This is a genomic window from Xenorhabdus sp. SGI 60 (assembly GCF_056632175.1).
In genome coordinates, this window is record NZ_CP196860.1 from 3,326,723 (window position 1) to 3,339,283 (window position 12,561).

Below are 12,561 nucleotides of genomic sequence, written 5' to 3' on the forward strand. Positions count from 1 at the left end.
TGCTACTATCCATAGCCAAGTCATAAATGTGAAAGGAGAAATCACTTGCGATTTACCAACAACCCCAAAAACTATACAGCCAGGATGGTTTTATCTCCTGTCTTATTGTTATCCATCGTCAAGTACGCCCAGGCAAGTGACTTCGTCAATTTTCAATCCATTGACACCAGCCTTTACTTCCAATTTGAGAATAAGGTTGCTCCTCAAAAAACCCTTTCTCCGATTGTGGAAGCGTTTGGTGATTACAAAATTGGCGATATGTATGTTTACAGTATTTGGCAAAATTCGCTGCAACACGACTACCAAGGTGATAAAAGCACCTATTACTATAAATTTGTGCCAAGGCTCAGTGCTAGCAAAATCACAGGGTATGATCTTTCCTATGGCCCATTAAAAGATGTCCTGTTTACCCAATGGATAGCCAAAACCAAAAACGTAAAATACGACTATTTCCCCGGTATCAGCTTTGATTGGCAAATAGGCGGGTTCAGTTGGCTGCGCACTATCTTTTATTTTGAAAATAATGCTAAGGGAAGCTGGAACGATCAGCGTATCCATATCGATTATGGCATTCCTTTCAGGAATCGATTGGGAGATTTCCGTATCGTGGGAACGTTCGATTATACACTAGGGTTAGGTGATAACCCTGAAATGATCGATTTTAAGCCCGAATTGCATTATGACTTAGGCAAAAAATTAGGCTATCAAACCGGTCATCTGTGGACTGGGGTTGTCGTGAATCCTGTCAAAAATAAGTACAAAATAAAAGATACGTCTGGCTTTCGCACGGATCAATTTAGTTATGGCGTGTTTATTCGATACAGCTTTTTCTAATAAACACATAAAATAGTGCCGCTTTTAATCGTTTACATCCTTGATGGAGTCACAATGTCCATTCAACACGACAAATTCGGACGTACTTATCAGTGGTTTTTGCTGATACTTTTAGGCATGGTCTATTTTCTATCCACAGCAACAACCTTTACGTCATTGGGTGTTGTCCTGCCAAGTATGATTAATGAACTGGGCTGGAGTTGGACAAATGCAGGGTTAGGGTTCACACTGCTTGGCCTGACTTGCGGGCTGTCCAGTTTTCTGCCAACGGTATTTATTCGTAAAATTGGCGTTCGTTTTACCCTGTTTATCGGCCTGCTGATTTTTCTGGCGGGTTTCTACAACCTTTATCATACATACGCTATTTCATCCTATTTTATCGGTACGGCTTTAATGGGTATCGGTTTTACTTTTCTGGCAACCGTGCCGGGTACTTATGTGATTTCACGGCTATATGAGAAACAATCCCTTGCTTTTGGTTTCTATTTCACGATAGGGGGACTAGGTGGGGTAATTGGCCCGTGGATCTACTTTCTGGCGACCCGTATTTGGGGAACCTGGCGAATGCATTGGATGATTTCCGCTATTATCCTCTCCATTTTCGTTATCCTGACGATTATTATTCTTCAGGAAGGTAAACGGGAAATCGCCCACGCCAAGGCCGTAAACCAGAAACATAACAATCAGGATACTCCCAGCATTTATCGTACCAAGCAACGTTGGACTGCACATCAAGCACTGCGGACATGGCAGTTCTATATGATTGCTGCAACTTACACCGCATTTTTATGGTGTGGCATTACCGTCAACAGTTTTGCGGTTGCTCATATTATCGAAAATGGTTTCAGCGAAGCTATCGCCGCAGGGTTACTGAGTACAATGGCTTTTATCAATGCATTTTCCCGATTAGCTGGCGGTGCAGTTGGGGAATGGGTAGAACCGAAAAAGTTACTGATTATCAGTCTGTCCATTATTATACTTGGTTTGATTGCACTGAGTATCGCCTCATCATGGCCGTTCTTGATTGCGTTCACACTGTGTGTCGGAATGGGATATGGCATGACCTTCCTTGCATCCAGTGTATTGCTGGCTAACTACTTTGGCCGCAAGCCTTATCTGGAACTGTTTTCTATCATGAACCTGATATCCACTCTGGCTTGTCTGGCACCTTTTTTTGCCGGTGCCATCAAAGATTATTCAGGCAGTTTTACCGCTGCATTCTTGATTATTGCCATTCCCGTATTTGTTGTTCTTGTCGTAACATTAATGATGAAACCACCTGCTCATAAAATGAGAAAACACGCGGTTGAAAGCACCAAATTTACTGAATAAGGTAAAAATGAATTGAAATAACGTACAAACAAGGAAATTAAGAGAAGAATTTGTCTGATAATATCCGGTCAGATTGCTGATAAACCTCGTTTGAATTCCAACGAGGTTTATCAAAGAGATGGGAATTATTCAGTCAAACGTCGATATTGCCCTTGCCTCCGTAATAATCTAACGCCCAACCAGCCACCGCATAGTGAAAGCAGTAAGCTACTGATGATGGGAAGCAGAAACCACATCTGCCATTGTGGCTGCCACGGGAAATCAAAGACCTGAGTCTGTAACAACCAAAGTGCAACTTCTGCACCAAATGCTGCCGCTAAACCCGCCATAAAACCTAGCAGGGCAAATTCACTCCATAATGTATGACGCAAAAGTTTTTTGCTCGCCCCTAACGTGCGATATACCACCAATTCAAGTTGTCGTTGGCTCATACCGACCTGAATTTGTGCCAATAACAGCAAACCGCCACAAATCATCACCAAAACAACCATTATTTCCAATGCCTTGCTAACTTGCTGCAAGATGCCTTGTACTTGTTTGAGTATCGAACCAATATCCAACATACTGATGGTTGGGAAATGGCGGTTAATTTCCGTTAACAGTTTTCCATCTCCTTCATAATGAAAGCTGGTTAACCACATTCCGGGCTGATTTTCCAATGTCTCTTTGGCGAAAATAAAAATGAAGTTCGGGTTTATGCTCTCCCAATCCACCTTACGAATACTGCTGACCGTGGCATGAAACGTTCGGGTATCTCCGGTGAATGTGAGTCTATCTCCCAGATTTATTTGTAACCGTTCAGCGACGCTTTGCTCCATAGAAACTTCGTTCAGTTTTGGCGGCCACGTTCCCGCAATCAGGGTATTAAACGGCGGCAGTTCTGCTTTCCATGTTAAGTTCAGTTCGCGACGCACGGTAGTACTATTAGGCTGTTTTTTATCCGCCCATTCCAGCGCAGATTGCCCGTTCACTTCCGTCAAACGTGCCAATACCACTGGATAAAAATCGGTCGGTTTCACCTGATATTTATCCAATAAGTCATTGACTTGAGCAGTTTGTGGTTGGGTCATGTTAATCAGGAAATAATTAGGGCTATCCGGCGGTAATTGCTGTTGCCATTGGTTCAATAAATCTCCCCTTGCCATAATCAGCAAAGCCAACAACATAAATGACAGGGAAAATGCCGCTAATTGGGTCATGGTCTGAAATGGCCGACACAGTAACCGATTGACCGCCAGACGCAGGCTTAACTGACGGAACGTCACACGGCGCAGTAGCCATAATCCGCCCCATCCCAATAACGCCAAAAACAACGCAACAATCGGCACTCCCGCTAACAGCGACCATAACAACGGCTTAGTGCCTGCCAGTAATACCAGTCCTCCCGTTATCATTAATGCCACCGCCGGTAAATAATAACGTAATGGCCAGATGGATGCCGTCACATCACTTCTCAATACCCGTGAAGGCTGGGTAGCCATAAGTTGACGATAAGGGCGAATACCTACCAACACGGCAATACCAAACAGAGCGGCTATCGCCCATACCCACGGCCACATGCCCGCCGCCGGTAACATCTTAGGTAACATTTCTGCCAGGATCCGAATCAATGCAGATTCAAAAGCCAACCCTAAAATGGAGCCGACTACTATGGCGGCAAGTAATATCACCAGCCATTGTCCAATGATCCATTGACGCAAGGCCCAACGCCCTGCTCCCAGTGTTTTCAGGATAGCTATCAGGTTATGCCGGCTGCGGCAATAATGCGCCATCGAAACTGCCATCGCAGCAACAGCGAGGAGTAATGTCAACAAAGCTGACAGCAGTAAAAATTGCTGGGCACGTTCGATGGATTGAGCCATGACGCCATTATCCTGTTTCAATGTCAGCCAGCGTTGATCCGCTTTTAGTTGCGGCTCAACAAATTGCTGGAATGATTGGATGGCGGCAGGAGAACCCGCAAACATATAACGGTAAGTCAGGCGGCTACCGGGTTGAATCGCCCCTGTTAACTGAGCATCATCAATATTGATTAAAATTCGGGGAGAAATCTGGAAGGGATTGAAACCGCTGTCAGGCTCTTGCAGCAATTCGCCGCTAATCTTCAATGTGGTATCTCCCACATCAATATTATCCCCGACTTTAACGCCCAATAGTGCCAACAATCGTGGGACTACCAGCACTGAACCTTTTTCTGGTGTTAACCCATGTGGATGGGTTTCCAGTTCGCCATACAGAGGATAACGCTCATCTGCGGCTTTCACCTGAGCCAGTTGCGGAATATCTCCCGCATACGTCATCGTCGAAAATGAAATTTGCCGACTCAAGGTCAAACCCTGCGCCTGTGCCCTTTGCAACCAGGTTTCATCAACGGGATACGAAGCCCTTAAAACCAGATCACCCGCCAGAAAATCACGACTTTGATAATGCACACTTTGATCAATACGATCACTGATACGCCCTAATGCCAGTACACAAGCCACTGCCAACGTCAGAGATAACCAAACAATCAAGAGAGAAGGTGTGCGCCATTCACGCCAAAACCAGCGCCAGATCATGCTTCCTCCCGTAATTTTCCGTCCACCAGACGTAAGCGACGTTGGCAACGCGCTGCAAGCTGGCTGTCGTGCGTCACTAATATCAAAGTAGTGGCGTAATCATGATTAAGAGAAAACAGCAGGTCGACGATGCGATCACCTGTCTGGCGATCAAGATTACCGGTTGGCTCATCAGCAAACAGAATTTTGGGGCGGGTACAAAATGCCCGTGCCAAAGCCACTCGCTGCTGTTCTCCTCCAGAAAGCTGGGCAGGCATGTGTTTCAGGCGTTTTCCTAACCCTAACTGTTCGAGTAGTTCAATAGCTTGTTCACGGCTTTGGTTTTCCGATTCGCCACGCAATAGTGCCGGAAGCTGGACATTCTCCAATGCATTCAGGGTGGGGATCAACATAAATGACTGAAAAACAAAACCTACATTTTCTGCCCTTAACTGCGCGCGCTGCTCTTCATTCATGCGACTGATATTTTGCCCCAATAGATGAACTTCGCCTCCACTACCATCATCCAATCCGGCAATAATGCCCAGAAGTGTTGATTTACCTGATCCTGATTCGCCAATTAATGCAATTGTCTGTGCTGGCTCGACAACCAACTCAATACCTTGCAATATATTAATTACCTGTTCCCCTTGACCGACATGTTTAGTGAGATGATGAACTTCAAGAATACTTTCTACAGCCATGTATTTTTCCTTTTATTGTTGGTGCTATGCAGTGCCAGAGCAGCGGCGGCAGATACCCTGCTTATATTAGGTGATAGCCTTAGTGCGGGATATCGTTTACCAGTTGAGCAATCATGGCCCGCACTGATGGTAAAACAGTGGCAACAAACGGGCAAAAAAACCGTCATTATTAACGGCAGTATTAGTGGCAATACTGTTGCGCAAGGGCTTGAACGTTTGCCTGAGTTATTGAAACAGCACAATCCAAAATGGGTTTTGATAGAGCTTGGTGCTAATGATGGACTGCGTGGTTTTCCCATTCAAAACATAGAACAGGATTTGCAACAGAGCATTCATTTGATCAAACAAACCGGCGCACAACCGTTATTAATGCAAATCCGCATTTCACCTAATTATGGAAAGCGATATACCGAATCCTTTGCCAAAATTTATCCCACACTTGCTGAACGCAATCAAATTCCTCTGCTGCCATTTTTCATGGAGCACGTTGCTATCAAACCAGAATGGATGCAAGATGACGGGCTACACCCCAATCAAGCTGCACAACCCTTTATTGCTGATTGGATGTCCAACACATTGTCGACATATATCAACTCTCCTTAAGTAAAAAATATTTCTTAATAGTAAATCATTTATTTCCATAAATTGATGCAGGTAAACAGGTAAAGTTATGCAAAAAGCCATTTTTATTACTGGGTGTTCTAGCGGGATTGGGTTAATCGCGGCCAAAACCCTCCACCAACGTGGTTACCGCGTACTCGCAGCTTGCCGCAAACCCTCTGATTTGGCCCATATGCATGAGTTGGGGTTCGAACCCATCGAATTGGATTTAGATGATAAAGAGAGCGTAGAGCGCGCCGCCAAAGAAGTGATCGAATTAACCAACGGTCGTCTGTTCGGGCTATTCAATAACGGGGGATTTGGTGTTTACGGTCCATTGGAAAGTATCTCCCGCGAACAGATGGAAAAACAGTTTTCCACCAATTTCTTTGGCACCCACCAACTGACGTGCCTGTTATTGCCCGCTATACGCGCTTATGGCGCAGGGCGGATTGTTCAGACCAGTTCTGTGATGGGATTGATTTCGACACCTGGCCGTGGCGCATATGCTGCCAGTAAATATGCTCTTGAAGCCTGGTCGGATGCCTTACGTGGCGAATTGGCTAAAACCGATATTAAAGTCAGCCTGATAGAGCCTGGCCCAATCCATTCCCGTTTTACGCACAATATCAACCAAACACAGCAGGATCATCCGGTTGAGAATCCAGGCCTTGCTCGTCGTTTTACGTTGATGCCTGAGGATGTCGTCTCTAAACTGATTCATGCGCTGGAAAGCGCCAACCCGAAATTACGCTATTCGGTTACGTTATTGACTCATGCAGTAAAAGTAATGCGCCGTCTACTCCCTGAGCGATGGCTCGATAGAATCTTGCGCTGGCAAAGTAAATAGACATTGAAAAACGGACAAACAAGTCTTATTTATTCATGTAATCACCTTACAACGACTCAGAGAAAAATCCCATGGAACCAACCGTGAATACAAACAACAATACTGCCCATATCATTAATATTGATGAATCGAATATTACCCAGGTTGTTCAGCACTCTCTCACCCAGCTTGTCGTATTCTACTTCTGGTCTTCACAGGACCTGCATTGCCATGAATTAGAAACCACGCTTGATAAAATAGCCCATGAATATGCCGGGCAATTTGCCCTGGCTAAAGTCAATTGTGACCAACTTTCACACATCGCTGCACAATTTGGTGTGCGTAGCTTGCCTACCGTACTGTTCGTAAAAGAAGCTCGCCCTGTTCAGGGTTTTGAGGGTATCCAGACAGATGAAGCCATCAGAAAGATTTTTGCCACTTTCCTCCCCCAAATGGCAAAATCACCCTTAGAGCAAGTTGACGAACTACTTGCAGAAGGTAAAGAGCAGGAGGCACTGCTTTTACTAAAAGAAATCCATCAAGAAAATCCGCAAGATACAGAGATTACCTTATTGCTAGCCCAAGTGAATCTTTCACTCAATCATCTTGAAGAGGCCCAAAAAATACTGGATTCCGTGTCATCAGAAGCACAAGATGAACACTATAATGAGTTACTTGAATACCTTAAGTCCCAACAAGAGGCGGCTGATTCCCCTGAGATTCGACAACTACAACAAGAGTTGGCAATTCAATCAGAGAATGCAGAATTAGCCGTACAACTGGCTGCCAAATTACACGAAGTTGGCCGTAATGAAGAAGCTCTGGAATTGCTATTTAGTTTTCTGAAAAAGGATCTTTCTGCTGCCGAGGGTGCAGTGAAAAAGACGATGATGGATATTCTTTCTGCACTGGGCACCGGAGATACTCTGGCATCTAAATACCGTCGTCATGTATACTCTTTACTCTATTAAGTAAAGAAATTTTATATATTCCATAATTAGCTAAGTAAGGGAATTGTTATGGATTTACTCTCTTTTGGTGCTGTACCGATTTTAATCGTTATTGCGGTTGCTATCGTCTTTACCTGTGTCAAAACCGTTCCACAAGGCTATCAATGGACTGTTGAGCGCTTTGGACGTTATACCCGTACATTAACACCAGGCCTGCACATTATCATGCCATTTGTTGATCGTATCGGCCGTAAAATCAATATGATGGAACAGGTTCTGGATATCCCATCGCAGGAAATTATTTCTCGTGATAATGCCAATGTCACTATTGATGCCGTCTGCTTTATTCAGGTCGTCGATCCCGTACGGGCTGCCTATGAAGTCAGCAATCTGGAACTGTCCATCATCAACCTGACCATGACTAACTTCCGTACCGTGCTGGGTTCAATGGAACTGGATGAAATGCTGTCCCAACGCGATTCCATCAACAGCCGATTGCTGGCAATCGTCGATGAAGCGACTAACCCGTGGGGTGTCAAAATCACGCGGATTGAGATCCGCGATGTGCGTCCACCTAAGGAGTTGATCTCCGCGATGAACGCCCAAATGAAAGCAGAACGTACCAAACGTGCAGATATTCTTGAGGCGGAAGGTATTCGTCAGGCAGCCATTTTGAAAGCGGAAGGGGAAAAACAGTCGCAAATCCTGAAAGCAGAGGGTGAACGCCAGTCAGCCTTCCTGCAAGCGGAAGCTCGTGAACGTGCCGCCGAAGCAGAAGCGCGTGCAACCAAAATGGTTTCTGACGCGATTGCTAATGGTGATATGCAGGCAATTAACTACTTTGTTGCCCAAAAATATACCGATGCCCTCACCAACATTGGTGCCTCAAATAACAGCAAAGTGATTATGATGCCACTGGAAGCCAGTAATTTGATGGGAGCCATTGGTGGTATTGCTGAATTAATTTCCGAAAGCAAGAAGAGCAAACAGGATAAATAGCCATACAGGATAATTGTTATGATTGAACAGATCGCCGCTCAACCAGCTTGGTTCTGGCTCTGTTTTGGTGGCCTGCTTCTGATTGCAGAATTGCTGGGAACGGGAGGATATCTGTTGTGGACAGGAACCGCAGCCGTTGTTGTTGCCCTGATCACATGGATTTTCCCTAATATGGGCTGGGAATTGCAAGGTACTCTGTTTGCTGTCTTGACCTTGCTTTCTGTTATTGCATGGCGTAGCTGGCTACGCCATCGCCCACGCCAGGCTAGTGATAAGACGCTCAATCAGAAAAACCACCAATTGATTGGCATGCGGACCCGTTTAACCACGGATACCGAAAATGGTTTTGGGCGAGTCAAACTGGCCGATGGCAGTTGGCGCGTTCATTGTGACCGAGAACTTCCGGCCAATACCGAAATTGAAGTCATCGCCGTTGACGGAATCACATTAAAGGTGAGACCGGTTCCCCATCAACCGTGATGCTGACAGCAGCCAGATAAATGCTCAATGATGGGACAATCAGCCCCATCATTTCCCGGGCATTCAGCCACCAATACCAGTAATTTTTCCTTTATCTTTTGCAATTCCAACACCGTTTTTTCTATTTCCGCCACTTTTTGCAGGGTCGCCATTTTTACATCGGCACTGTGACGGTGAGGATTGCGAAATAATCGCAGCAATTCGCGACACTCCTCCAACGTAAATCCGACCTCTTTCGCCTGACGCAAAAGCATCAGTTCGTCAATGTGCCTTTTCTGGTAATGACGATAGCCATTATCTCCCCGCTCCGGTGCAGTAATGAGATCTTTTTCTTCATAAAACCGAATCGCTTTGCGGGTTAAACCGGTCTTACGGGCAATTTCACTGATATTCATTATTTCCCCTTGACCTTCCCCTTGCAGGAAGGTTTAGCCTTAATGATAAGTATATCACTCTGTATCAGGAGATATTGTTATGTCCACAACCACCATTCTCGCACTTCAAGGCCTGACTTGTATGCATTGTGTCGGCCGGGTCAAAAAAGCGTTGGAAAAAATACCCGGCGTTGAGCTGACGGATGTGAACCTCAATTATGCCAAAATTATCAGTAACGTTTCATCTGATGAATTGATTGCCGCTATTGTTGCCGAAGATTATCAAGCCACTGTTGCCACCCGGCCCGATGTTGTATTGCGCCTGTCAGGTTTAAGCTGCATGAAATGTGCAAATAAGACACAAAAGGCATTGGAAACAGTAGAAGGTGTTATCGCCACAGAAGTTGATACCCAAACAGCAAAAATCTACGGTAAAGCAGAGAACAGTGCTTTAATTCATGCAGTCGAACAAGCCGGATATAACGCTAAATTAGCCACGGAAGCCGATTGCCCAAAAACTGAGCCGCTGGCAATACATATTCCACAGATTTCGGAGTCTTTGGCAGCGGCAATATCTTCGACTCCGGTAGAAACAGTTTCGGTTGAGTACAACAACAAAAATAATGCGAGTGCTAAGAGTGCTAAAAATAGTAATAGCGACAGTATTCAGCTCCTGCTGGATGGCATGAGCTGTGCAAGCTGTGTCAGCAAAGTACAAAAAGCCCTGCAATCCGTTAATGGCGTGGAACATGCCAGAGTCAATCTCGCGGAAAGAAGCGCATTGGTCACAGGCCATGCATCACCAAATGCCTTAGTTGAAGCAGTCATCAAGGCCGGTTATGGGGCGGAAATCATTCAGGATGAAACAGAACGCCGTGAACGCCAGCAACAAGTAACGCAAGCTAATATGCGCCGCTTTCGCTGGCAATCGGCCCTTGCGTTAGTAGTTGGGGTGCCTGTCATGGTATGGGGTATGATAGGCGACAATATGATACTCACACCAGCAAACCACGCCATTTGGCTAACTATTGGTTTGATGACGCTGGTTGTAATGATATTTGCAGGCGGGCATTTTTATCGTAACGCGTGGCAAAGTCTAAAAAATGGCAGTGCGACAATGGATACCCTCGTAGCTTTGGGTACTGGCGTAGCGTGGCTCTATTCAATGAGCGTCAATTTGTGGCCAGAAATTTTTCCACCCCAAGCCCGCCATCTTTATTATGAAGCCAGTGCCATGATCATTGGTTTGATCAATCTTGGCCATGCCTTGGAACAACGTGCCCGTCAACGTTCTTCCAAGGCACTTGAGCGATTATTAGATCTAACACCACCAACAGCGCGGGTAGTTACCTGTGGAGGTGAAAAAACAGTGTCACTGGCCGATGTTATGCCCAATATGGTACTGCGCCTGACAACAGGAGATCGTGTTCCGGTTGATGGTGAAATTACTCAGGGTACAGTTTGGCTGGATGAAGCCATGCTGACAGGTGAACCTATCCCTCAGCAGAAAACAACTGGCGATACCGTCCATGCCGGCACTGTAGTTCAAGATGGTACGGTACTGTTTAAAGCCAATGCGGTTGGTAGCCAAACAACCTTAGCACGCATTATCAAATTAGTTCGTCAGGCACAAAGCAGCAAACCTGAAATCGGCCAATTGGCAGATAAAATATCTTCAATATTCGTGCCTGTTGTTGTTGCTATCGCCCTGATTGCCAGCGCGATTTGGTTTTTTATCGGCCCTGCCCCACAAATCATGTACGCTCTGGTCATCATGACAACCGTTTTGATTATCGCCTGTCCTTGCGCGCTTGGGCTGGCAACCCCCATGTCCATCATCTCAGGGGTCGGACGGGCAGCCGAATTAGGTGTATTGGTGCGTGATGCTGATGCCCTGCAACATGCCAGCCAACTGGATACGATTGTCTTCGACAAAACGGGCACCTTAACTGAAGGTATGCCGCAAGTCACAGAGATCCACACCTTTAATGGTTTCACCGAAGAGCAAGTGTTACTATGGGCCAGTGCATTGGAAAATGGCTCTAATCACCCTTTGGCAAAAGCTATTTTACTGAAGGTTGAGAGACAAAAATTACCCGAAGTACAAGCATTCCGTACCTTAGCGGGATTGGGTGTTAAAGGGGAAGTCGGCGATATTACTCTGCTATTGGGTAACCAAAAATTACTTGAACAGCATCAGATTGAAACCACAGAATTAAAGCCATTAGTGGCAGCACAAGCAGAAAAAGGCATCACGCCTGTTATTCTGTCAGTCAATGGCAAAATCGCTGCCTTGTTTTCTATTCGTGATCCCTTGCGGCAGGACACTGTTTTTGCCCTGCAACGCTTACATCACCAAGGCTATCGTTTGGTCATGCTGACGGGGGATAATCCCACCACAGCGAATGCTATCGCCCAAGAAGCGGGTATTGATCAGGTGATTGCCGGTGTTTTACCTGATGGCAAAGCCGCAGCCATTCAGTCGTTGCAATCCGAAGGCAGAAAAGTAGCAATGGTCGGCGATGGCATAAATGACGCCCCTGCATTAGCGCAAGCGGATGTCGGCATCGCAATGGGAAGCGGTAGTGATATCGCCATAGAAACCGCAACAATGACCCTGATGCGCCATAGCCTGCACGGGGTTGCTGATGCAGTTGAATTATCCCGTGGTACATTGCGCAATATGAAACAAAACCTATTTGGTGCCTTTGTCTACAATACATTGGGTATTCCAATCGCCGCCGGTATTTTATTCCCTTTCACTGGCACCTTACTAAACCCTGTCGTTGCAGGTGCGGCCATGGCATTGTCTTCTATTACTGTTGTTAGTAATGCCAATCGCTTATTGCGCTTCAAGCCTAAATCCTGACCTAATATTCAGGAAATTTTATTTTTCCCATGAAAAGCTAAACATATTTCGTT

11 protein-coding genes are annotated in these 12,561 nt (G+C 45.6%); 8 read left to right on the plus strand and 3 right to left on the minus strand.

The window, feature by feature from the left end; genetic code table 11:
* Nucleotides 1-45 precede the first annotated feature (45 nt).
* Both ACSJJG_RS15760 and ACSJJG_RS15765 read left to right on the plus strand, forming a co-directional pair.
* Nucleotides 46-834, plus strand: coding sequence for an outer membrane protein OmpK (locus ACSJJG_RS15760; RefSeq protein WP_481089840.1), 789 nt, complete (start codon nt 46-48; stop codon nt 832-834).
* A 54-nt stretch (nt 835-888) separates the two neighbouring features.
* Entirely contained in the window at nt 889-2,166 is a 1,278-nt protein-coding gene (locus ACSJJG_RS15765; protein WP_481089841.1) for an MFS transporter, read from the plus strand.
* A gap of 125 nt (nt 2,167-2,291) precedes the next feature.
* On the opposite strand, the gene ybbP is transcribed toward ACSJJG_RS15765, so the two are convergent.
* A complete protein-coding gene (ybbP, locus tag ACSJJG_RS15770) occupies nt 2,292-4,724 on the minus strand; it encodes a putative ABC transporter permease subunit YbbP (protein ID WP_481089842.1) in 2,433 nt (810 codons plus the stop codon).
* Nucleotides 4,721-5,407, minus strand: a complete 687-nt coding sequence (gene ybbA, locus ACSJJG_RS15775; RefSeq protein ID WP_481089843.1) for a putative ABC transporter ATP-binding protein YbbA — start codon at nt 5,405-5,407, stop codon at nt 4,721-4,723. The genes ybbP and ybbA overlap by 4 nt, the downstream gene beginning before the upstream one ends.
* On the opposite strand from ybbA, the gene tesA reads away from it, so the two are divergent.
* The 5 genes from tesA (at nt 5,378) to ACSJJG_RS15800 (ending at nt 9,265) form a co-directional block, all read left to right on the plus strand.
* Entirely contained in the window at nt 5,378-6,010 is a 633-nt protein-coding gene (gene tesA / locus ACSJJG_RS15780) for a multifunctional acyl-CoA thioesterase I/protease I/lysophospholipase L1 (RefSeq protein WP_481090453.1), read from the plus strand. The two genes, ybbA and tesA, sit on opposite strands and share 30 nt — an antisense overlap.
* Nucleotides 6,011-6,077: 67 nt before the next feature.
* Nucleotides 6,078-6,857, plus strand: a complete 780-nt coding sequence (locus tag ACSJJG_RS15785; protein WP_481089844.1) for an SDR family oxidoreductase — start codon at nt 6,078-6,080, stop codon at nt 6,855-6,857.
* Nucleotides 6,858-6,928: 71 nt separating this feature from the next.
* Complete coding sequence (locus ACSJJG_RS15790) at nt 6,929-7,807, plus strand: tetratricopeptide repeat protein (RefSeq protein ID WP_481089845.1); 879 nt, start codon at nt 6,929-6,931, stop codon at nt 7,805-7,807.
* 48 nt (nt 7,808-7,855) lie between these two features.
* Complete coding sequence (locus tag ACSJJG_RS15795; RefSeq protein ID WP_481089846.1) at nt 7,856-8,785, plus strand: SPFH domain-containing protein; 930 nt, start codon at nt 7,856-7,858, stop codon at nt 8,783-8,785.
* Between the two features lie 18 nt (nt 8,786-8,803).
* Nucleotides 8,804-9,265, plus strand: coding sequence for an NfeD family protein (locus ACSJJG_RS15800; protein ID WP_481089847.1), 462 nt, complete (start codon nt 8,804-8,806; stop codon nt 9,263-9,265).
* Here ACSJJG_RS15800 and cueR read toward each other — a convergent pair.
* Entirely contained in the window at nt 9,256-9,660 is a 405-nt protein-coding gene (gene cueR, locus ACSJJG_RS15805; RefSeq protein ID WP_481089848.1) for a Cu(I)-responsive transcriptional regulator, read from the minus strand. The genes ACSJJG_RS15800 and cueR overlap by 10 nt on opposite strands.
* A gap of 79 nt (nt 9,661-9,739) precedes the next feature.
* Here cueR and copA point away from each other — a divergent pair, with 79 nt between their 5' ends.
* Entirely contained in the window at nt 9,740-12,508 is a 2,769-nt protein-coding gene (copA, locus tag ACSJJG_RS15810; RefSeq protein ID WP_481089849.1) for a copper-exporting P-type ATPase CopA, read from the plus strand.
* The last annotated feature ends 53 nt before the right edge of the window (nt 12,509-12,561 follow it).

Coding starts and splice junctions, on each gene's coding strand:
- ACSJJG_RS15765 (WP_481089841.1), top strand. CDS start 889: ATGTCCATTCAACACGACAAATTCGGACGTACTTATCAGTGGTTTTTG.
- ybbP (WP_481089842.1), bottom strand. CDS start 4,724: ATGATCTGGCGCTGGTTTTGGCGTGAATGGCGCACACCTTCTCTCTTG.
- tesA (WP_481090453.1), top strand. CDS start 5,378: ATGAACTTCAAGAATACTTTCTACAGCCATGTATTTTTCCTTTTATTG.
- ybbA (WP_481089843.1), bottom strand. CDS start 5,407: ATGGCTGTAGAAAGTATTCTTGAAGTTCATCATCTCACTAAACATGTC.
- ACSJJG_RS15785 (WP_481089844.1), top strand. CDS start 6,078: ATGCAAAAAGCCATTTTTATTACTGGGTGTTCTAGCGGGATTGGGTTA.
- ACSJJG_RS15790 (WP_481089845.1), top strand. CDS start 6,929: ATGGAACCAACCGTGAATACAAACAACAATACTGCCCATATCATTAAT.
- ACSJJG_RS15795 (WP_481089846.1), top strand. CDS start 7,856: ATGGATTTACTCTCTTTTGGTGCTGTACCGATTTTAATCGTTATTGCG.
- ACSJJG_RS15800 (WP_481089847.1), top strand. CDS start 8,804: ATGATTGAACAGATCGCCGCTCAACCAGCTTGGTTCTGGCTCTGTTTT.
- cueR (WP_481089848.1), bottom strand. CDS start 9,660: ATGAATATCAGTGAAATTGCCCGTAAGACCGGTTTAACCCGCAAAGCG.
- copA (WP_481089849.1), top strand. CDS start 9,740: ATGTCCACAACCACCATTCTCGCACTTCAAGGCCTGACTTGTATGCAT.